Genomic DNA, 20794 nt, shown 5'->3' with positions numbered 1-20794 from the left:
TTTTTTTATGCAATTAATAAAATTAACTGTTGTTTTGTGCAAACGCCTTACATGCGTCTTTATCTTCACACTCACCGTATAGGTAAAGAGAGTGGTTAGTTAGCTTAATACCGTTTTCTTCAGCAATCTCGAGTTGACGACGTTCAATTAAGTCATCTTCAAACTCAACAACCTTGCCACACTTTAAACACACTAAGTGGTCATGGTGAGTACTGCCAGAAAGTTCAAATACAGACTTGCCACCTTCAAAATGATGACGGCTAACAATACCCGCATCATCAAATTGATTTAAAACACGGTAAACAGTCGCAAGACCAATTTCTTCGCCTAGATCTAATAAAACCTTGTAAACATCTTCAGCGCTTATGTGTTGGTTATCTGGAGATTGAAGAATCTCTAAAATTTTAATACGCGGTAAAGTTACCTTTAGCCCGGCTTTTTTAAGTTCCAAGTTATGATCAGTCATTAAATCTGTCTCAATTTTATTTAGTTATACTAGACATCTTGCAAGATGTACTCGTCACAATAACAGTTAGGATAACGTGCCTTTGCAGGAAGTGCAAAGAACAATTGATCTATATCAATATTAACGCGGAAAATGCTAACTGTTTGATAATATTTTAAACAGTTAGCATAAAAAGGGGGGATTAATCTGCTAACTCACTTAAGCACATTTCATCATATACTTGAGCACACCATTGTTTAACGCGTTGCTCTGTTAGTTCCGGCTGACGGTCTTCATCAATACCTAAGCCAACGAAATGCTTGTCATCCGCCATACCTTTTGATGCTTCAAAATCATAGCTGTCTGTTGGCCAATGTCCAACAACAATAGCACCACGCTCTGTTACGATATCGTTGATCATACCCATAGCGTCTAAGAAGTATTCTGCATAGTCTTCTTGGTCACCACAGCCAAAAATAGCTACTAGCTTACCTTCAAAGCTTACTTCTTCAAGCTCAGGAAAAAAGTCATCCCAATCACACTGCGCTTCGCCATAGTACCAAGTTGGAATACCGAATAAGATCAGATCAAATTCAGCAATCTCTTCTTTAGAGCTTTTTGCAATGTCATGCACAGCAACGAGCTTTTTACCCAATTCTTTTTGGATCATTTTTGCTACGTGTTCTGTGTTACCTGTGTCACTTCCGAAAAAAATGCCTACACTTGCCATGGATTTAAACCTTTTATCTATCAATAGCCAATCTTTCTTGTAAAATTGTTTCGATCAACGCACTACGGCTAATATTTTGTGCATCTGCCATATCACTCAAAGCCTGATACAGCTGTGACGAAACTTTAAATTCAACACGCTTTAAGCCACGTGCTTTATCTCTTTTTATTTGATTACGTTTATTGACCTTTAACTGCATATCCCGTGGAAGGGGATTGGTTTTTGGTCTACCTGGACGTTTCTCGTATTCAAATAAATCAAGCGTTGTTCTATCTGTTTCTGACTTGGCCATGCTTAACCTACACCCGCACCTTGCCAAAATACCTGAATAAGTCCTTTGGCAATAAAGCCAGAACAACCTAAAAAAAGTACCAGCCACACAATATAACGACCAAATTTAGGCACATTGCCGCTTTTCAGTACGTCTTTAATTGCCAAGCCGATAAAAATAAAAATACCTGCTAAGCCAAAATACAACCCTAAGGTATCAAATTCGTTAATAAACTGACTGACCATCGACGTATAACCTTTAAATTAAACGGCGCGTACTATAGCACATAAATCTTTAATTATTTAGTGTGATAAATCAAAAACACGCCACAAAAATAACATTAAACTGCAGTTAAAAAATCATTGATTGCTTTGTTTACAGCCTGTGGTTTTTGGGCATGCAACCAATGACCCGCACCATGGATGATTTTTGCACTTACATTTTTAAACAGCGAATTAATTGCTTCACGGTGCTCAGCTAATATGTAGTCAGAGTCATTACCTTTAATAAACAGAGTTTCGCATAAACAAGAATTATTTGCATTAATGTTGTCGGTAATTGTTGAATATTTATTATCAAGCACTGATAAATTGAATCGCCATACAAATTTCCCTGCATCATTTTTATATAAACTCTTCAATAAAAACTGACGTACTCCTAACTCTTCTATATACGGTTGCATTACTAAATCAGCTTGCTTTCTATCACTAATATCGGCATTTTTTACTGCATTTAATGCCTCAATGATTTGGGTATGACGAGCCGGGTAGCTAACTGGGGCGATATCAAGTACCACTAATTTATTGACCAATTCGCTATGGGTTAATGCAACTTGCATTGCCACTTTACCGCCCATGGAATGCCCTACAAGGTGGGCTTTTTGTATTTTCAATTTCGCCATTAATTCCACAATGTCATTGGCCATGGCTAGGTAATCCATTTCATCACTGTGTGGGGAAAGGCCGTGGTTACGTAAATCGACATTGGTTACGCAAAAGTGTTCACTTAATGGTTTTGCAATCACATTAAGGTTTTCTAAAGAGCCAAACAGTCCATGGATCAAAACAACATCAGGACCTTGACCAATTTGTTTGTAATTTAATTGCATAAACGTCTCCCATAATTTTGCGCATAGTTTGCCGAGCATTAACTAAAAAAGCAAAAAATACAGATATTATTTAAACGCTGGATGCAAAATACCTAGCTCTCTGATTATTTGGTCATTATTAATTATATGTTTAGGGTAGCGTGGGTTGTAACTCGCATTTCTAACTGGATTGGGTATAATCATATCGAAAGAAAAATGTGACCCGTAATGACAGGAAGAACATGAAACAAATCGACATAGACGACGAGTTATATCAGTACATTGCTAGCAATACCCAGAGTATTGGTGAAAGTGCATCGACTATTTTACGTCGTTTATTAAATCTCAGCGGCGAAAAAATTCACACCACAAAATCAGACACTGATCATAAAAATGAAACCGTTAGTGTGTCTAATTCATCTGAAGAACAACAAGTAGCTGTAGTTGAACAGCCAGCCTCTGTGGCGAAAGCGCCAGTAAATAAAAAGAATGCAAACGTATTTAATATTTTAAATAAAGAAGAACTGGCAATGCAAAAAGGTGTTGTTGGTCGTTTCTTATTTATATTAAGTGCATTTTACCGAACGCACAAAACTGACTTTTCAGCAGTGCTTGATATCAAAGGCCGCGATCGTGTTTATTTTGCGACCAGTAAAGAAGACTTAGTCAATAGCGGCAGTAGTATGAACCCTAAAAACATCACCGACAGTGAATATTGGGTGATGACCAATTCGAATACTACACGTAAAAAAATGATGCTGCATGAAGTTGCACTTAGCTTAGGCTATAGCAATGAGCAAGCTGAAAAAATTCGTGATTATCTTTAAGGAAATACCATGGCAATTCATTCCGGCGCAGGGAAAACTGCACCACAATCGGTTTTAGTGAATGTACCAAAGTTAGTGTCTGCGTATTATTTAAATGAGCCTGATCTAGAGCAAAACCCTGAGCATTGTGTTGCCTTTGGCACCTCAGGGCATCGTGGTTGTGCGTATGATGTGAAATTTAATGAATCCCACATATTATCAATCACCCAAGCTATTTGTGATTACAGAAAGCAAAACGATATATTTGGCCCATTATTTTTGGGTAAAGACACCCACGCATTAAGCGAAGCGGCCTTTAACTCAGCGATAGAAGTGCTGGTTGCTAACGAAGTGCAAGTGATCACCCAAGAAAATGGCGACTTCACACCAACACCGGTAATTAGTCACGCTATTGTTAGCTACAATAAAAACCACCCGAATGAATTAGCCGATGGCATTGTTGTTACTCCGTCTCATAATCCACCAGAAGATGGAGGTTTTAAATACAACCCACCTAACGGCGGTCCTGCAGATACAGATGTAACAAAATGGATTGAAGATAGAGCCAATCAGCTTTTAATGGAAGACTTAGTTGAAGTAGAACTGTTTCCATTTGCTAAAGCGTCGCGTTCTGGTTTTATCCGCTATGAAGATTTAATGACACCGTACATTAATGATCTTGAAAACATTGTTAACTTAAAAGCGATTAGTGATGCTGGTATTAAAGTAGGTATTGATCCATTAGGTGGTTCAGGCATCAACTTTTGGCCAGTGATTGCGAAAAAATACAATCTAGATTTAACCGTTGTAAATGACAGTGTTGATCCGCGTTTTGCATTTATGCCACTTGATAAAGATGGCAAAATTCGTATGGATTGCTCATCACCTTATTCAATGGCGAATTTAATTGCCCTTAAAGATGATTTTGATCTATCGATAGGCAATGACCCTGATTATGACCGTCATGGCATAGTAACACCTGATGGATTAATGAATCCAAATCACTTTTTAGCAGTAGCCATTGATTACTTACTAACGCATCGTGACTGGGATGCCAGCGTCGAAATTGGTAAAACCCTCGTTTCTAGCTCAATGATTGATAAAGTCACTGAGCGTAATAAGCGTAAAGTAAAAGAAGTACCTGTTGGTTTTAAATGGTTTGTTGAGGGGTTAAATAAAGGCAAGTTGGCTTTTGGTGGTGAAGAAAGCGCTGGGGCAGCCTTCTTACGTTTTGATGGCACCGTATGGTGTACAGACAAAGATGGCTTTATCATGGGGCTACTTGCTGCTGAAATTCTTGCAGTTACAGGTAAAACACCGTCTACGTTATATAAAGAACTAGAGCAAGAATTTGGTGCACCAATTTATAAACGTTTAGATGCGCCAGCGACGCCTGAGCAAAAATCACGTTTAAAAGCGCTCAGTGCTGACGATGTTAAAGCCGATACCTTAGCCGGTGAGCCAATTATGCAAAAGCTTACTCATGCGCCAGGTAATAATGCAGCAATTGGTGGATTAAAAGTAGTAACTGAAAGTGGCTGGTTTGCAGCGCGTCCGTCAGGTACTGAAGATATATATAAAATATATCTAGAATCATTTAAAGGCGAAGAGCATTTAGCCTTATTAGAAAAAGAAGCTAAAAAACTGGTTGATTCAGTAATTAGCTAATCTGCAATTAAAATTAAAAACGGCTGATTTATTCAGCCGTTTTTGTATCTACAATTTATAAAACAAAAAGGGCTTTATAGTGATGTCAGCCACTTCAGAATATATTAATCAATTAAAACATGATGGTGATTTTTTAACGCTTTCTCGAAACCATGAATGGCATTTGGATGCAGGCCAATTTACTCTTAATAATAATACGCAAGTAACCGTGCATGATACCGGTGTAATTGAATTTGAGCCTGATTGTATAACGTCCAAGAATGTGGTGCTTTCAAGTGCAATTCATGGCAATGAGACAGCCCCAATAGAAATTTGCGATGAACTGATTAAACACATTATTAGTGGAAAACTTGAATTACAACAACGGGTTTTATTTATTTTTGGTAACCCTCAGTCAATTAATATTGGTAAACGCTTTGTAGAAGAGAACTTAAATCGCTTATTTAATGGGCACCACACTATTGATGGTATCGCGATGAACGACGAACGTGTTCGTGCTGCAAAACTTGAACAGTACGTTAGCGATTTTTATGCACGCTCAGAGCAGGGCACATATCGCTGTCATTATGATTTACATACCGCTATTCGTGGCTCAAAAAATGAGAAGTTTGCTGTTTACCCATTTTTACATGGCAAGCCGTGGAAAAAGTCGCAACTGCAGTTTTTATTGAGTTGCGGAGTTAATACGGTATTAATGATGAAATCACCCGCTACCACGTTTAGCTACTATTCATCGTTTGTGCATGGGGCTGATTCGTTTACCGTTGAGCTTGGGCAAGTAAAACCCTTTGGTGAAAACGACATGTCGCGCTTTGCAAAAACCAAGCAAACATTAACTGCATTAATTAGTCAAAAAGAAGTGGAATACTCTAAATTTAATGCAAGTGACTTTGAGTTGTTTTCTGTTCATCGCACAATTAACCGCACAGAGCAAAACTTTAGCTTCCCGTTTTCTGATGATGCCGAGAACTTTACAGGCTTTGCAAAGGGTGAGCTTTTAGCAACTGATGGTGATAATGCAATTTATGCGGACGTAGAAGGGGAAGCGATTATTTTTCCTAACGCACAAGTTGCTATTGGACAACGTGCACTATTAACGGTTGTGCCTATGCAGGTGGATAGTCGTTTTAGCTAATTCAACACATCAGACCACTTGTTATGAAAGTTTAACCAACTGATTAATAAGTGGTTAATTATATGTATAGTTAACTTGCCAGTTTTTTGCTCAATATTTACTTTTGTTTGGTCACAGTTTTGTTGAATAACACTTTACGTTAACGTAAAGTGTTGGCAGCTTTAATTAAATACAGTGCAGATGTTGCAAAGTTTATTCAGCAACAATCACCCATAATAATAATTTAAAGGGGCACTGTGATACCGACAACAAGAGAAGGTAGGTTATGAGTAATCCCAATAACGTATCGCTGAATATTAACCATGAGCTTGAGTTTATCGACGGTCACGCGCTTAATATTCCAACCCTTAGTATTTTAACTGAGGACGGCGACATTCATCCTAGTGCTCCTGCACCTGACATTTCTAAACAAACCGCTATTAAATTATACGAAACCATGCGTTTTATTCGTTTATTGGATGAACGCATGCAGGGTGCTCAACGCCAAGGCCGTGTTAGCTTTTACATGCAGTGTTTAGGTGAAGAAGCGGCGGTAACAGCCTCTGCGGCAGCCCTTGATCAAGATGATATGATTATGGCGCAATACCGTGAGCAAGCGGCGTTGCACTACCGTGGTTTTACGCTTGACCAATTTATGAATCAGATGTTTTCTAATGAACTAGATCTTGGTAAAGGCCGTCAAATGCCGATCCATTATGGTTCTAAAGCACTTAACTACATGACAATTTCATCGCCATTAGGAACTCAAATCCCACAGGCCACCGGTTATGCATACGGTCAAAAAGTAAAACATATCGATGCTAAAACAGGTGAACTAGCAAGCACTATTGATAACGTCACCATTTGTTATTTTGGTGAAGGTGCCGCTTCAGAAGGTGATTTTCACGCAGGTCTTAACATGGCTGCAGTGCACAAGGCACCGGTTATCTTTTTTGCACGTAACAATGGTTATGCTATTTCTACCCCAGCTGATGAACAATTTAAAGGTGATGGTATTGCATCGCGTGGCGTAGGGTATGGTATTAAAACCATACGTGTTGATGGCAGCGATGCACTCGCTGTTTATGCAGCAACTAAAAAAGCCCGAGAAATTGCAGCAACCCAAGGTGAACCTGTACTTATTGAATCGATAGCTTATCGTTTAGGCGCGCACTCAACGTCAGATGATCCTAGTGGCTACCGTTCAAAAGATGAAGAAGCAAACTATAAAGCGTGCCCAATAGAGCGCTTTAGAAAATGGCTAGTAAAACAAAACTGGTTAGATGACGCAGAAGATATAAAAGCGAAAGAAACAATTCGTGATGATATTTTGGCGGCACTTAAACGCGCTGAAGTAATTGATAAACCAGCCTTAGAAGAGCTGATTTCTGATGTGTACGATACACCAATTCCATCTTTACAACGCCAATATGATGAGCTTAAAACACATATAAAAGCCCATCCTGATGCCTACCCAACAACAGCAGGGAGAATTAAGTAATGGCTAAAATGAACATGCTACATGCAATTAATTCTGCTTTAGATATCACTATGAATGAGCACCCTCAAGCGTGTATTTTTGGTGAAGACGTGGGTTATTTTGGCGGTGTTTTTAGAGCAACATCAGGCTTACAAGAAAAATACGGTAAGCACCGAGTATTCAACACGCCGCTTACAGAGCAAGGCATTTTAGGTTTTGCTAACGGATTGGCCGCATTTGGTGCACCAGCGCTTGCTGAGATTCAATTTGCTGATTACATCTTTCCTGCGTTTGATCAAATTGTGAATGAATCTGCTAAGTTTCGCTACCGTAGCGGTAATGAATTTAACGTAGGTAATCTAACAATACGAACACCTTACGGTGGCGGTATTGCTGGTGGTTTGTATCACTCGCAATCACCAGAAGCATATTTTGCTCATACGCCAGGGTTAAAAATTGTCGTGCCGCGTAATCCTTATCAAGCTAAAGGCTTACTACGCGCATGTATTAAAGACGATAACCCAGTGCTATTTTTTGAGCCAAAACGCTTATATCGCGCATCTACGGGTGAAGTGCCAGAAGAAGATTACAGCATTGAACTAGGCAAAGCCGAAGTGGTTCAAGAGGGCACTGACGTTACTTTATTGGCGTGGGGGGCACAAATGGAAATTGTAGAAGCAGCTGCTAAACAAGCCAGCGAACAAGGTATAAGCTGTGAGGTAATTGACCTTCGCAGTATTCTACCATGGGATGTTGAAACGATTGCTAAGTCAGTGACAAAAACAGGCCGGCTTATTGTTAGTCATGAAGCGCCTATTACCAATGGTTTTGGCGCCGAAATTGCGGCAACCATCGCTCAAGAGTGTTTCTTGCATTTAGAGTCACCTATTTTACGTGTATGTGGTTTAGATACACCATACCCGCTGGCGCTTGAAAAAGAATATGTTCCAGATGCATTGAAAGTAATGGCCGCAATTAAACAATCAGTGAACTTTTAGGGGTTTCCATGGCTAAAGATTTTATATTACCCGACATTGGTGAAGGCATTGTTGAATGCGAAGTAGTCGAATGGCTGGTACAAGAAGGTGATACAGTAAAAGAAGATCAGCCTATTTGTGATGTGATGACAGATAAGGCCTTAGTGCAAATTCCTGCGGTACACGATGGGGTGATCACTAAGCTACATTGCAAAAAAGGCGATATTGCTAAAGTGCATGCGCCGTTATTTGCAATGGATGTTGCCGGGGAAGCACCCAGCGAAAAGACTGAAACATCATCTGCACCAACATCTACTCGTGAACACTTAGAAGATTTTATCTTACCCGATATTGGTGAAGGTATTGTTGAGTGTGAAATTGTAGAGTGGTTAGTAGCAGAAGGCGATGAGATTGAAGAAGACCAAGCTGTTTGTGATGTAATGACTGATAAAGCGTTGGTACAGATACCGGCTAAATATACCGGTACTGTACAAAAGCTATATTATCAAAAAGGTGAAATTGCCAAAGTACATAGCCCGTTGTTTCAAATGACCATAGCAGGTCAAGCTGCAAAAGAAGATGTTGATGTTAATCAAGCGGTCGTAAAAGCACAAAGCAATGCAACTACCGATTCACCGGCTAAACAAACACAACCACAAACTGCGATTGTTAACGAAAAAGCAGTTGCCTCACCTGCGGTTAGACGTAAAGCGCGAGAGCTTGATGTAGATTTAACTTGCGTACCAGGCAGTGGTAAAAATGGTCGTATTTATAAACAAGATATTGAAGCATTTATAAAAAATGAAGTGCCATCTGGTATGGATACTTCTGAGCTTAACAAGCCACAAGCTTCTGAGAGTAAAAAAACCAGCAGTACTGAACATACAGCGAGCACAGGTGGAACGCGAACAGAAGCGATTAAAGGTATTAAAGCGGCCATGGCAAAACAAATGGTAGCGTCGGTTTCTACTATTCCACACTTTACCTACAGTGATGAAATTGACTTAACTGATTTAATTGCACTTAGAGCTGATCTGAAAGAGCAATATAAAGCACAGGGTGTTAAGTTAACTATGATGCCGTTCTTTATTAAGGCGTTATCGTTGGCAATGAGTCAATTCCCAGTACTTAACTCAAAAGTAAATGATGATTGTAGCGAAATTACTTACTATGACGATCATAACATTGGGGTTGCAGTAGATTCTAAAGTAGGTTTATTAGTGCCTAACATTAAGGCTTGCCAAACAAAAAGTATTGTAGAGGTTGCTAACAGTTTAACTCAGCTTACTGATTCTGCTCGCGAAGGGCGAGTTGCACCTGATGATTTAAAAGGTGGCACTATTAGCATTTCTAACATTGGTGCAATTGGCGGCACTATTGCAACGCCAATCATTAATAAACCTGAAGTCGCGATTGTTGCGCTAGGTAAATTACAGCACCTTCCGCGCTTTAACGAGCAAGGGCAAGTGGAATCGCGTGCGATTATGCAAGTAAGTTGGTCAGGTGATCACCGTGTAATTGATGGCGGCACGATAGCGCGCTTTAATAATTTATGGAAAGAATACTTAGAGCAGCCAGCTAAAATGATGATGGCAATGCGCTAATTCTTTTTGATGATTTATTAAAAAACTATTTAAAAAACCAGCATAAAGCTGGTTTTTTTCTTTAATAAATTTATATTATTAATTAAGATACAAATGTAACCAAATAGGTAACACTGTACGCCCTTTAGGGAATATAAAAAATAACATTAAGGAAATTTTATGGAACATTATATGAATGCACTGCGTAGCTACGCAGATTTTTCAGGACGTAATCGCCGCAAAGCATTTTGGATGTTTATGTTAATTAATTTGATTTTTTCGCTTTTAACAAGTGTTATAGATGGTATTACAAACACAATGTTTGTAAGCACAATATATAGCTTGGCTTTATTGATTCCTCAACTAAGTGCGGGTGCTCGCCGTCTTCACGATACTAATCGTTCAGGTTGGTGGCAATTACTGTGGCTAGTGCCAGTGATTGGCTGGATCATTTTGATTATCTTCCTAGCGCAAGACTCGCAAGAAGGTGAAAACGATCACGGTGCTAACCCTAAAGAAGTTGAACTACACACTGCTTAATTAGGTAACTTGTAAACATTTTAAGCTCAGCCATTGCTGAGCTTTTTTATGTAAAAAATTAAGTTACAAAGTAATACAGTCCATAACCAACCATCAATGCCGGTATGGCGGTATAAATTGTAGCAATAATGGCCGCTCTGGGTGCCATAGCAATGGCAGGGAAAAGCGCATCGCCATCGTTGGAGATGGCGTTCGCTGCTAAAGCACTAAACGGTATCACACCTTGAATGTATAAAGTGGTGACAATGATTTGCGGTCCACAACCGGGTAAGAAGCCAATTAATACCGCAATTAACGGCGCTAAATAGGCATAATTTACAAACCATGTTTTTAAATCAAGGCCAAACACGGTAACCAATAGTTCAAATAACACAAAGGAGGCAACCACCCACGCAGTTACAAAATGAGTATCTTGCAGTACTTTTGTTATTTTTGAAGGCGGGCTGCATACATCGTCTTCTGAGGTTACTTCCTTATAGCTTTCACCTTTTGATGATAGCGCCCACATAAACACAACAAACAATGCCATTAATGCGCCAAAAAAACTGACTGCGGTCACTGTGTGCTTACCAAATTGGCTTAAATCAATATTAAACGCCAGTACAAAAGCAATAAGTAACCCAGGAATAATAGCCATTAACCAAATAGGCTTGCTCAACTTTATTATTTTGGTTGGCAATACAGTCACTGGCTGTGTTTGCTTTTGATTGGTAGGGCATAAATAACCCGTTTTATGTAGTTTATTAACCAGTAAGCCTGTTAGCGTTCCAACGACTAAGCCTATTGCCATTATCGTTAACCCATCAGTAGGGCGGGTAGCTAATAATAAAAATGCGGCATCACCCATTGTAGCCGTTAATACCGCAACAATAGCCCCAAAGCTTGCTTGTCCCTTGGTAAATTGGGTAACCACAATAATTGCACCACCACACCCTGGCAGCATACCTAAAAAAGCAGCAAAGCTGACCTCTAATACAGGAGACTTAGCATTTAGATAACGAAGCTCTAGTTGGGGTAAATGATCAATCGCGTAGTAGTAAATAAATAGGGTCGCAGCAACAAACACACTGACTTGAAAAAAAGCATCACTAAGTGCAGTGATTGTTATAGTGCGTAAGCTGGGCAGGGCTAAACAAACTAAAATTAACAGGGATAAAATTAGGCGTTTATTTTGATGAAAAATACGTTTTGCAGCTGGCGAAATAACTCCCAAATGTTCTGTTAAAAACATACAGTACGACCTAATTAATAAACTAGATCGCACTGTACTATTTTATTAAATGATAATCAATATCATTTAGGTGGTTGCTTGAAAACGTTTATTTACGTTGAAACTCTGAGTTTTCATTCCAAGTAGGCCATTGAGTTTGCTGTGAAATATCAAAACCTACTTTATAAAATAGTTGTAAATCTTGAACCGCACCTGATAAATCCCACTCATCACGATATCTATCACAAGGCTGGTGGTAACAACCGCGCAATACTAAACTCATACGCTTGCGATAATTAGCCGTTTCTTCGTCAAATGCTTCTGAACCACCACCGGCATACATAGCAGGTACACCCATATTGGCAAAGGCAAAGTGATCAGAGCGGTAGTAACCACCTGAAGATGGTTTAGGGTCGCCCGATACTGTTCTGCCTTGCTCTTTTGCAGCAGTTGCTAATAGTTCATCCATTTGCGATTTCCCAATACCCACCACACTAATATCTTTTACTTTTCCTAATAGGTTTAAGCTATCCATATTAATATTAGCAACGGTTTTATTTGCCGGAATAACCGGGTTAGCGGCGTAGTATTTTGAGCCAAGCAAACCTTGTTCTTCAGCGGTTACCGCTAAAAAGGTCATTGAGCGGTCAGGGCGTTTACCTAGTTTGGTAAATGCTTCAGCCACTTCGATCATACCGGCTGTACCTGTCGCATTATCGTGGGCACCATTATAAATTTGATCGCCTTTACGATTTTTATCCGTTCCTAAATGATCCCAATGCGCAGAGTAAATAATATGCTCATCTGGCGTTTTACTACCAGGAAGAGTGGCAATAAAGTTATAAGATACCGATTTTTTGATGGTATTTTTTACATTCACAGTGGCAGCTAAATCGCCCATATCTACATGGTAAGCGCCTTTAGCTGCTTCTGCTTTAGCAGTATCAAAATCAAGGCCTGCTTTAGTAAATAGCTCTTTTGCTAGATCAACAGTAACCCAACCTTCAACAGCAACACGATCCATGTTGTTATTATCTTTTACAAAACCAAACTGCTCGCCACTCCACGAGTTCTCAACCACTGACCAAGGGTAAGAAGCAGGAGCCGTTTCATGAATGATAATAGCGCCCGCTGCACCTTGACGGCTTGCTTCTTCGTATTTATAAGTCCAGCGCCCGTAATAGGTCATGGCATCACCGGTAAATAAGTTTGGATCTTTAGTTGCAAAGCCAGGATCATTTACCAGCATCACGACGGTTTTACCCTTAACATCTAGGCCTTCGTAATCATTCCAGTTATATTCAGGTGCGTTAACACCGTAGCCGACAAATACCAGCTCTGAATTTTCAATCCCTTCTTGCGCACTTATACGGCTACTACCCATTACCATGTCTTTTTTGTATTGGTAGTCTTTACCACCAATATTAAGCACCATGTCAGAGTCTGCTTCTAATGATACAAGCGGGACTTCTTGGAAAAAACTATCACCGTTACCCGGTTCAAAGCCCAATGCAGTAAATTCTTTTGTTAAGTAGTCAAGCGTAAGCTTTTCACCTTCAGATGAAGGAGCACGACCACCAAACTCATCAGAGGCTAACACTTTTACATGCTTAGCAATTTCATCGGCTTGAATGCTGTTATAGCCTTTCGCGACATCGTCAGAAGTGATACTTGTTGTTGCACAACCCGCTAGAATCGCTGTTGTGATTAAGGTCAAAGAAAAATAACGTTTCATATTGGCTCTTTTTTTGTTCTAAGTGGCCCTAGTATATGAACTTCTGTTAATTAGAACCAGTTTTTGCGGTAAACTGTCCCGGATAAAAATGTACAGTAAAGGTAACAATGAAGCGTTTTACTCCCCCAGAACAATTCCAAGTAACGAGCCTAAACACAGGGGCATTTGCTCACTTACGTCAGCTGTTTAAAATTCATCAACAAACAGACTGGCCAGAACCTGCGTATTTTGCCCCGTACTTAAATGCCATAAACGCAAATAATCTCCCCGTTCGTTTTATCGATGATGCAAAGGTTGACTTTGCTGAGCGCTATTATGAACAAGTTATTTTTGAAACTGGGGAAGTACCTACTCGCCAGCAAAATTGGCATGATCTGTTTGGTGGTTTTATTTGGTGTTTATTCCCAAAAACAAAAGCCCTAATCAATCAGCGTCATGTAGATGAAATAGCTGTGCATGGTTTAAAACAACGCAGTAAACATCGTAACGCATTAACCCTGTTTGACGAGTGTGGCGTAGTTTTAGCTATTAGTGACTCTAATTGGAAAGCATGCTTAAGAGACCACCAATGGAAAACAGCATTTATAACGCATAGAGAGCAGTGGGGTAAAACTATAGCGCCATTCATGTTTGGCCACGCTAATTACGAAATGTTGACCAAACCTTATATTGGGCTCACAGGCAAAGCATTATTTGTGAATGTACCCGATGAAATATTTTGTAAAGATTTAGTAACGCAATATCAGTACCTAGATAAGCAACTTTATGAGATGATTAAAAATGATGATTGTTTAGCCGATAATAAACAGCTTTCACCCTTACCATTATTAGGTGTTCCTGGTTGGTGTGAGGAGAATAACAATTCATCATTTTACGACAACACGGACTATTTTAGACCGAAACGAAGGACACGAAAATGATAGAAGTCACCGCGCTTAAGAAGAAGTTTAAGCTCACTAAAGATCATAAAAAAAATAAAACAGATGAAGTAGACCCACGCGAAGATAAAGACTTTTTTCATTCAGTAAAAAATGTCAGCTTTAGCTGTGCAAAAGGCGAAGTATTGGGGCTGTTAGGGCCTAATGGCGCGGGTAAAACCACCACCTTAAGAATGATTTCAACCGCATTAAAACCGGATGATGGCAGTATTACTATTGCTGGAAATGACATAATTAAAAAGCCACTCATTGGGCGTAAATCTATCGGGTTTTTGTCTGGCTCTACTGGTTTATATGGCCGTTTAACGGTAAAAGAAAATATCGAATATTTTGCAAAGCTACATGGCATGAGCAAGCAGGCAATCAAGGCACGCTGTGAAGAGTTATTTACCTTACTCGATATGCATAAATTTATTGATAAACGTGCTGAAAACTTATCAACCGGTATGAAGCAAAAAGCCAACATTGCGCGTGCTGTGGTGCATCATCCAGACGTTGTTATTCTTGATGAGCCAACTACCGGGCTTGATATTATGACCACGCAAACAGTGATTAACTTTATTAAAGGCTTAAAAGCACAAGGCACTCCGGTTATTTTCTCAACGCACCATTTAGATGAAGTTGCGCTTTTATGTGACCGTGTAGCGGTTATTAATGAAGGTGTAAGTTGTTTTGATGGCACCCTCGCTGAATTTAAACAAGCGGGTAACAGCGAAGAATTAAACCAAGCGTTTATGAACATATTAACGGAGAAGCAAGATGTTTGAAGTTTTTAAAAAGGAATTAACCGAGCTGCTACGCGATAAAAAAACCTTGTTGTTCGTGGTAGTATTTCCGATTGTGGTTTTTCCGTTGTTATTTGCTGTGGTTGCGTTTATTTCTTCGCAAGCCGCGCTTGATGCAGAGCAAAAAGTGAATACTTATGCGATTATCAATGGCGACTTTGCCCCAGAATTTACTGATAAAGTGTTTTATCATAAAAGCTTTGAGTTATATAAAGGCGATAAAACTTTTAATAGTGTTGAGGAGCTAAAAGCAGGGGTAACTGCTGGCGATATCGACATGGGAATATACTTACCAAGCGATGCAGTAAAAACATTAGATGATAAAAAGCAAAGTGAATGGCAAGTTGTATTTAATGATTCAAAATCAATTAACTTCTTATTTGAGCGTGTAAAAGAACTTGCTAAAGAGTACAGCGATACACTTCAAGAAAGTAAACTATTGAGTTTTGGTATCGATAAAAGCGCACAAGAATCTATTTTAAAGCCAATTAATGTGGTTAAAGTTGATACTGCAGACAAACGTGAAAACTTAGGTGAAAAAGTAGGTGGGTTTTTACCTTATTTACTTATCCCGCTAGTGCTAATGGGGGCAACTTACCCAGCAATTGATTTAGGCGCTGGCGAAAAAGAGCGTGGTACTTTAGAAACGTTATTACTTACCCCCATTACTCGTACAGAGCTAGTATTGGGTAAATTTATTACTCTACTCACAACTTCAATCGCATCAACTACTATCACCGTGATTAGTATGGGGTGTTGGATAGCATTAGCACTGGCATTTGCTGATCTAGAGTTTATTAAAGCCGCGTTTAGTACATTAGGCATTTCAGACTTGCTGATGATTTTTGTATTATTATTACCAATTGCAGCTATTTTTTCTGCATTAGCATTGGCTATATCAATCTATGCACGTTCGTTTAAAGAAGCGCAAAATTACATGACGCCATTAAGTATGGTGGTATTTTTCCCAATTATTATCTCTATTATGCCTAATATGGAACTGACCGCTAAAACAGCCTTTATTCCGGTTACTAACGTCGCCTTAGCGATTAAAGAAATTATTAAAGGCACAGTCGATTACACGCTGGTGGGATTAATATTTTTGGCTACGGCACTGATAGCCGGTGCACTATTGGCATTTTGTGTTAAGTGGTTTAACCGCGAAGACGTGTTGTTTAGATAACCATCTAAATTGCTAAGTATTTAAAAGGTCGCACAGCGACCTTTTTTTATAAATTATTAATTATGAGACAGTGCTATTTGCTTAATTTAAGCTCTGTGTTTGAAAATTACTAGATAAGCAATCAATAAAAAACCGCTGTATGAAAAAATCATACAGCGGTTTTTTAATGAGATTACTATTTATGATTTAAATTGCGCTTTAATAGTTTCAATTGCGCTATCAATATCTATCATAAGTTTTTCACCGGTGCGACGGTTTTTAAGTTCTACCTTATTCTCATCAAGGTTACGCTCACCAATGACAAGTGTGTAAGGTACACCAAGTAATTCCATGTCGTTAAACATAACACCAGGGCGCTCTTTACGGTCATCAAATAGCACATCTAGGCCTGCATCTTTTAAACCTTGATATAGGTTATTAGCAATATCAGGAATACGATGCGATTTATGCATATTCATTGGCACAATTGCTAAATCGAAAGGAGCTATAGCTTTAGGCCATGTAATACCGTATTGATCGTTATTTTGCTCAATAGCTGCAGCAACAATACGTGATACACCAATTCCATAACAGCCCATAGTCATTATTTGGTTTTTACCTGACTCGCTTAGTACACCTGCTTTTAATGCTTCTGAGTACTTAGTACCTAGCTGGAAAATATGACCCACTTCAATACCGCGCTTAATTTGTAACGTGCCTTGACCACACGGGCTAGGATCGCCTTCTACAATATTACGGATATCAGCAACTTCGTAGTTTGTTACGTCGCGATCCCAGTTAATACCGCTAAAGTGCTCATCATCATTATTGGCACCGGCTACAAAATCAGCCATTACATCCGCTGTTCTATCAACAATAATAGGCATGTTCAAGCCAACTGGGCCTAAAGAGCCTGGTTTTGCGCCAATGGCAGCAACAATATCTGCTTCGGTTGCCATTTCAAGTGGAGAATCAACCAATGGGTGCTTTTCAGCTTTGAGTTCATTAAGTTCGTGATCGCCACGCAGTACTAATGCAACAAGCCCGCGTACGCCGTCTTCATTAGGAGTACCATAAACCACTAATGTTTTAACACCGCGATGGGGTTTTACGCCATAGTGTTTTTTAAGCTCATTAATTGTTTTAGCATCAGGCGTTGGGAATGCTTTTAACTCTTTGCTTGCTTGTGGGCGAGCTTCAGTTGGCGCTAATGCTTCGGCTTTTTCAATATTAGCGGCGTAGTCGCTGGCATCACTAAAAGCAATGGCATCTTCGCCAGATTCAGCAAGTACATGGAACTCATGCGATACACTACCGCCAATAGAGCCTGTATCTGCAATTACTGGGCGGTAATCTAAGCCTAAACGTTCAAAAATATTACAGTAGGCTTTGTGCATAACTTGATACGTTGCATCTAAACATTCATCGGTTAAATGGAATGAGTAGGCATCTTTCATAGTAAATTCACGGGCACGCATAACACCAAAACGTGGGCGACGTTCGTCACGTACTTTAGTTTGTACTTGGTACAAAGTAATTGGTAGTTGTTTGTAGCTGTTAATTTCTTTACGAACAAAATCGGTGATCACTTCTTCATGGGTAGGGCCCATGGCAAATTCACGATTATGACGGTCGGTAAAGCGCATTAACTCAGGACCAAACTCACTCCAGCGGCCAGACTCTTCCCATAAATCAGCAGGCTGAATAACAGGCATAAGCATTTCAATTGCGCCGGCTTTATCCATTTCTTCGCGTACTATGTTTTCTACTTTTCTTAGCACACGTAAGCCAGAGGGAAGCCAAGTGTATAAACCCGAAGCGACGCGACGGATCATTCCGGCTCTAAGCATTAATTGATGCGAGACAATTTCCGCATCGGATGGCGTTTCTTTAAGTGTAGCGAGTATATATTGACTAGTACGCATGTTTTTTCCGAAATAGAGTGATATGTTCTTTTAATTAAGGCGCTCAGTTTACCAGCGGTTGCATTGACACTAAAGCGCTAAGTGATTTTTTATCGAATTTTATAGCCATAGCAGGGCTTTAAAGTTAGCTTAACTGAGCTCAATATGAGTAACCAGATGATGAGAATCAGTCACTTGCCAGGTAATATTGTATTCATACAAATTCATACCATAGCTTTGCACGCCTTGTTTTTGCTTTTTATAGGCAGGGCGCGGATCTTGTTTTAGCACATTACTAATAAACGCTTGTAGCTCAGGATAGTGACTTTGTTTATTTATAAATTCTATAGCCTGTTGGCTAAACTCAACACTCATTTGAGTCTCTGGGCGCGTATCGGCAAATCCAGCGCTTGCATCGGGTAATGAGTCTGAATAGGGTAAATAAGGTTTTATATCTACGATGGGTGTGCCATCAAGTAAATCAATACCGGCGAGCAATAACGCCAACTGGCCGTTTGTATACTCAATTCCCTCCAACTTTACTGCACTCATGCCAATAGCATTTGGACGAAAAGTAGCACGAGTAGCAAATACGCCTTTACGCTCATTACCGCCAAGGCGCGGCGGGCGAACCATTGCTGAATAGCCTTTATCTGCAGTTTCATGAAAACGAAATAACAGCCAAATATGGCTAAATTCATCTAATCCGCGAACAAACTCTTCACGATTAAATTCTTTGGCAAAAATCAGTTTGGCTTTAGCCTCGGGTACTAATCTAGGTTGCCTAGGAATGGCAAATTTTTGTTTATACGGAGATTGAATATGGCCAATAGCCGAAATTTGATAATCGCTCATAATGCTCGGTTATAGAAAAAATAGAGCGTTATTCTACCTGTTATTAATGTTGCTGGCATTAGCTTAATTAGGAGAGGAGTTATAGACTGATTGGTTTAAATGTGAAATAAAAAAGGTAAGGCTAAAAATAGCCTTACCTAACGTTTTAATAATTGAGCTTTTATTAAAACATGTATTGGAATGATACTGACGCAACATCCATTTCTGGATCAATATCATCTTCTAATTCATAACGCTCATACTCTAAACGCACTTGCATATTGGTTGTAAATGCATATTCAATACCTGCACCGTAAAACACGTCGCCGCCATCTTGAGATGCGCTGATGCTGCCAACCGGTAGCTCTTGAGTAACGTCTGCATCCCATTCAAACCAACCACCTTTTGCATAAACAGAAAAATCTTCAGTGATCGGCGCTGCAAAACGTGCTGCTAACGATACGCCATCAATTTCAGCTTTGCTGTCTATATCACTCACTTCATCAAAATTTAGATAGGCAAGCTCAAGACTTAAATGTTCATTAAATTGAGTACCAATGTAACCTTTTAACATTTGCGCGTCGTCATCAAAGTCGGTGTCGTTTTCGCTATCTTCAAACTGAAATGAATATTGGCCATAACCAATACCAGTGTAAATACGCGGAGAGTCCATGTCGGTAACATCAGCTTGTGCCGCTGAATTAAAACCCAGTGTTGCTAAAGCAAGTGCAGAAAGAGAAAGTGTTTTAATCATTATATAGCTCCTTTAAAAAGTAATATCGATGAATTATTTCATCAAACGTCGATTTACTAATTGCAGTGAGCGTGCCAAGTATTATTTAGCCTAATATTTAGTCTTTATGTGTGTTTGTTAAGCTACTATGGTGTTTTTGGCACGCAAAACAATCAGGTGTTCAGCGTGCAGTTAATCCATAAAAATTAAAAAATTGTAGCTTTTACAAGTTGTTGTAGTTTCTACATACCTATAAAAGTAACTAAATTAAACTTTATCTAATAAGTTTTCTGTTTCGATGGCTATTTGCTTCATTTTAATTGCGTAGTTCTCAAGCTTTTTGTCTTCGTCGGTAACCGATTTAAATTCTGGTACCGCCACAGGGTAACCCGTTTCATCCATAGCAACAAAGCTAATAACACAGTGATTGGTTTCAACTAAGTTTTGCGTTTTCGGGTCGCCACAGCGAACTTGAATAAAAATTTGCATGCTGGTTTTGCCGGTGTGTGCAATTTTTGCTTCAACCTCAACAATTTGGCCAACTAAGATAGGACGGCTAAACTTAACGCCCGCAACCGATACTGTTACACAGTAATGGCCGCTCCAGCCCGCAGCACAGGCATAACCCGCTTGGTCAATCCACTTCATGACCACACCGCCATGCACCTTACCACCAAAATTTACATCGGTTGGTTCTGCTAAAAAACGAAAAATTACACTCGACGACGCCATAACACACTCTCATTCATTCATATTACTAAACAGCATAGCGCAAAAAAGGGGCCGAAGCCC

At 39.5% G+C, this 20794-nt stretch carries 21 protein-coding genes; 10 read left to right on the top strand and 11 right to left on the bottom strand.

Going from position 1 to position 20794, the window contains the following annotated elements; all coding sequences use genetic code 11:
- Positions 1-22 precede the first annotated feature (22 nt).
- The 5 genes from fur to CWB78_RS08195 all read right to left on the bottom strand — a co-directional run bounded on the left by fur (position 23) and on the right by CWB78_RS08195 (position 2554).
- A complete protein-coding gene (fur, locus tag CWB78_RS08215) occupies positions 23-466 on the bottom strand; it encodes a ferric iron uptake transcriptional regulator (protein WP_010390113.1) in 444 nt (147 codons plus the stop codon).
- 181 nt (positions 467-647) lie between these two features.
- Complete coding sequence (fldA, locus tag CWB78_RS08210) at positions 648-1175, bottom strand: flavodoxin FldA (protein WP_008113772.1); 528 nt, start codon at positions 1173-1175, stop codon at positions 648-650.
- Between the two features lie 13 nt (positions 1176-1188).
- On the bottom strand, positions 1189-1467 hold the full coding sequence (ybfE, locus tag CWB78_RS08205; RefSeq protein ID WP_008113775.1) for a LexA regulated protein: 279 nt from the start codon (positions 1465-1467) through the stop codon (positions 1189-1191).
- Positions 1468-1469: 2 nt separating this feature from the next.
- The gene (locus CWB78_RS08200; RefSeq protein ID WP_008113777.1) at positions 1470-1691 is read right to left on the bottom strand and encodes a DUF2788 domain-containing protein; all 222 of its coding nucleotides are present in this window, start codon (positions 1689-1691) and stop codon (positions 1470-1472) included.
- 95 nt (positions 1692-1786) lie between these two features.
- A complete protein-coding gene (locus CWB78_RS08195; protein WP_010390111.1) occupies positions 1787-2554 on the bottom strand; it encodes an alpha/beta fold hydrolase in 768 nt (255 codons plus the stop codon).
- Positions 2555-2775: 221 nt separating this feature from the next.
- Between CWB78_RS08195 and seqA the strand changes: the two genes are divergently transcribed.
- From seqA to CWB78_RS08160, 7 genes are all read left to right on the top strand, one after another.
- On the top strand, positions 2776-3360 hold the full coding sequence (gene seqA / locus CWB78_RS08190; protein ID WP_131691075.1) for a replication initiation negative regulator SeqA: 585 nt from the start codon (positions 2776-2778) through the stop codon (positions 3358-3360).
- 9 nt (positions 3361-3369) lie between these two features.
- Entirely contained in the window at positions 3370-5007 is a 1638-nt protein-coding gene (pgm, locus tag CWB78_RS08185; protein WP_109874605.1) for a phosphoglucomutase (alpha-D-glucose-1,6-bisphosphate-dependent), read from the top strand.
- An 82-nt stretch (positions 5008-5089) separates the two neighbouring features.
- On the top strand, positions 5090-6142 hold the full coding sequence (astE, locus tag CWB78_RS08180; protein WP_138595011.1) for a succinylglutamate desuccinylase: 1053 nt from the start codon (positions 5090-5092) through the stop codon (positions 6140-6142).
- A 265-nt stretch (positions 6143-6407) separates the two neighbouring features.
- Positions 6408-7622, top strand: coding sequence for a thiamine pyrophosphate-dependent dehydrogenase E1 component subunit alpha (locus CWB78_RS08175; RefSeq protein ID WP_008466734.1), 1215 nt, complete (start codon positions 6408-6410; stop codon positions 7620-7622).
- A complete protein-coding gene (locus CWB78_RS08170) occupies positions 7622-8599 on the top strand; it encodes an alpha-ketoacid dehydrogenase subunit beta (protein ID WP_010390106.1) in 978 nt (325 codons plus the stop codon). Before CWB78_RS08175 ends, CWB78_RS08170 begins: the two co-directional genes overlap by 1 nt.
- A gap of 8 nt (positions 8600-8607) precedes the next feature.
- A complete protein-coding gene (locus tag CWB78_RS08165; protein WP_138595009.1) occupies positions 8608-10182 on the top strand; it encodes a dihydrolipoyllysine-residue acetyltransferase in 1575 nt (524 codons plus the stop codon).
- Between the two features lie 159 nt (positions 10183-10341).
- Entirely contained in the window at positions 10342-10701 is a 360-nt protein-coding gene (locus tag CWB78_RS08160; RefSeq protein ID WP_010390103.1) for a DUF805 domain-containing protein, read from the top strand.
- 58 nt (positions 10702-10759) lie between these two features.
- Here CWB78_RS08160 and CWB78_RS08155 read toward each other — a convergent pair whose 3' ends face one another.
- Both CWB78_RS08155 and CWB78_RS08150 read right to left on the bottom strand, forming a co-directional pair.
- Positions 10760-11932 (bottom strand): putative manganese transporter, encoded by a 1173-nt coding sequence (locus tag CWB78_RS08155; protein WP_138595007.1) that lies wholly within the window; start codon positions 11930-11932, stop codon positions 10760-10762.
- Between the two features lie 88 nt (positions 11933-12020).
- Positions 12021-13646, bottom strand: coding sequence for a M28 family metallopeptidase (locus CWB78_RS08150; RefSeq protein ID WP_138595005.1), 1626 nt, complete (start codon positions 13644-13646; stop codon positions 12021-12023).
- 107 nt (positions 13647-13753) lie between these two features.
- Here CWB78_RS08150 and CWB78_RS08145 point away from each other — a divergent pair, with 107 nt between their 5' ends.
- The 3 genes from CWB78_RS08145 to CWB78_RS08135 are packed head-to-tail and all read left to right on the top strand — an operon-like array spanning position 13754 to position 16552.
- Complete coding sequence (locus CWB78_RS08145) at positions 13754-14566, top strand: DUF3025 domain-containing protein (protein WP_138569692.1); 813 nt, start codon at positions 13754-13756, stop codon at positions 14564-14566.
- Positions 14563-15351, top strand: a complete 789-nt coding sequence (locus tag CWB78_RS08140; RefSeq protein WP_010390097.1) for an ABC transporter ATP-binding protein — start codon at positions 14563-14565, stop codon at positions 15349-15351. The genes CWB78_RS08145 and CWB78_RS08140 overlap by 4 nt, the downstream gene beginning before the upstream one ends.
- Entirely contained in the window at positions 15344-16552 is a 1209-nt protein-coding gene (locus CWB78_RS08135) for an ABC transporter permease (RefSeq protein ID WP_055012100.1), read from the top strand. Before CWB78_RS08140 ends, CWB78_RS08135 begins: the two co-directional genes overlap by 8 nt.
- Positions 16553-16731: 179 nt before the next feature.
- Here CWB78_RS08135 and CWB78_RS08130 read toward each other — a convergent pair whose 3' ends face one another.
- From CWB78_RS08130 to CWB78_RS08115, 4 genes are all read right to left on the bottom strand, one after another.
- Positions 16732-18456 (bottom strand): proline--tRNA ligase, encoded by a 1725-nt coding sequence (locus CWB78_RS08130; RefSeq protein ID WP_138595003.1) that lies wholly within the window; start codon positions 18454-18456, stop codon positions 16732-16734.
- 129 nt (positions 18457-18585) lie between these two features.
- Entirely contained in the window at positions 18586-19290 is a 705-nt protein-coding gene (tsaA, locus tag CWB78_RS08125) for a tRNA (N6-threonylcarbamoyladenosine(37)-N6)-methyltransferase TrmO (protein WP_055012102.1), read from the bottom strand.
- A 163-nt stretch (positions 19291-19453) separates the two neighbouring features.
- The gene (locus tag CWB78_RS08120; protein ID WP_054200983.1) at positions 19454-20023 is read right to left on the bottom strand and encodes an outer membrane beta-barrel protein; all 570 of its coding nucleotides are present in this window, start codon (positions 20021-20023) and stop codon (positions 19454-19456) included.
- Between the two features lie 246 nt (positions 20024-20269).
- Complete coding sequence (locus CWB78_RS08115; RefSeq protein ID WP_008113812.1) at positions 20270-20734, bottom strand: acyl-CoA thioesterase; 465 nt, start codon at positions 20732-20734, stop codon at positions 20270-20272.
- Positions 20735-20794 lie beyond the last annotated feature (60 nt).

Source organism: Pseudoalteromonas sp. S1612 (assembly GCF_005887175.1).
Taxonomy (GTDB): domain Bacteria; phylum Pseudomonadota; class Gammaproteobacteria; order Enterobacterales; family Alteromonadaceae; genus Pseudoalteromonas; species Pseudoalteromonas undina.
The sequence above is the reverse complement of the archived record's forward strand: the minus strand, read 5'-3'. Positions and strand labels throughout refer to the sequence as shown.

Bases quoted from the DNA above. Each gene is read 5' to 3' on its own strand.
- fldA (WP_008113772.1), bottom strand. From the start codon at position 1,175: ATGGCAAGTGTAGGCATTTTTTTCGGAAGTGACACAGGTAACACAGAA.
- CWB78_RS08155 (WP_138595007.1), bottom strand. From the start codon at position 11,932: ATGTTTTTAACAGAACATTTGGGAGTTATTTCGCCAGCTGCAAAACGT.
- CWB78_RS08200 (WP_008113777.1), bottom strand. From the start codon at position 1,691: ATGGTCAGTCAGTTTATTAACGAATTTGATACCTTAGGGTTGTATTTT.
- CWB78_RS08120 (WP_054200983.1), bottom strand. From the start codon at position 20,023: ATGATTAAAACACTTTCTCTTTCTGCACTTGCTTTAGCAACACTGGGT.
- seqA (WP_131691075.1), top strand. From the start codon at position 2,776: ATGAAACAAATCGACATAGACGACGAGTTATATCAGTACATTGCTAGC.
- CWB78_RS08165 (WP_138595009.1), top strand. From the start codon at position 8,608: ATGGCTAAAGATTTTATATTACCCGACATTGGTGAAGGCATTGTTGAA.
- astE (WP_138595011.1), top strand. From the start codon at position 5,090: ATGTCAGCCACTTCAGAATATATTAATCAATTAAAACATGATGGTGAT.
- pgm (WP_109874605.1), top strand. From the start codon at position 3,370: ATGGCAATTCATTCCGGCGCAGGGAAAACTGCACCACAATCGGTTTTA.
- CWB78_RS08195 (WP_010390111.1), bottom strand. From the start codon at position 2,554: ATGCAATTAAATTACAAACAAATTGGTCAAGGTCCTGATGTTGTTTTG.
- tsaA (WP_055012102.1), bottom strand. From the start codon at position 19,290: ATGAGCGATTATCAAATTTCGGCTATTGGCCATATTCAATCTCCGTAT.
- CWB78_RS08140 (WP_010390097.1), top strand. From the start codon at position 14,563: ATGATAGAAGTCACCGCGCTTAAGAAGAAGTTTAAGCTCACTAAAGAT.
- CWB78_RS08115 (WP_008113812.1), bottom strand. From the start codon at position 20,734: ATGGCGTCGTCGAGTGTAATTTTTCGTTTTTTAGCAGAACCAACCGAT.
- CWB78_RS08175 (WP_008466734.1), top strand. From the start codon at position 6,408: ATGAGTAATCCCAATAACGTATCGCTGAATATTAACCATGAGCTTGAG.
- CWB78_RS08150 (WP_138595005.1), bottom strand. From the start codon at position 13,646: ATGAAACGTTATTTTTCTTTGACCTTAATCACAACAGCGATTCTAGCG.
- CWB78_RS08160 (WP_010390103.1), top strand. From the start codon at position 10,342: ATGGAACATTATATGAATGCACTGCGTAGCTACGCAGATTTTTCAGGA.
- ybfE (WP_008113775.1), bottom strand. From the start codon at position 1,467: ATGGCCAAGTCAGAAACAGATAGAACAACGCTTGATTTATTTGAATAC.
- fur (WP_010390113.1), bottom strand. From the start codon at position 466: ATGACTGATCATAACTTGGAACTTAAAAAAGCCGGGCTAAAGGTAACT.
- CWB78_RS08170 (WP_010390106.1), top strand. From the start codon at position 7,622: ATGGCTAAAATGAACATGCTACATGCAATTAATTCTGCTTTAGATATC.
- CWB78_RS08130 (WP_138595003.1), bottom strand. From the start codon at position 18,456: ATGCGTACTAGTCAATATATACTCGCTACACTTAAAGAAACGCCATCC.
- CWB78_RS08135 (WP_055012100.1), top strand. From the start codon at position 15,344: ATGTTTGAAGTTTTTAAAAAGGAATTAACCGAGCTGCTACGCGATAAA.
- CWB78_RS08145 (WP_138569692.1), top strand. From the start codon at position 13,754: ATGAAGCGTTTTACTCCCCCAGAACAATTCCAAGTAACGAGCCTAAAC.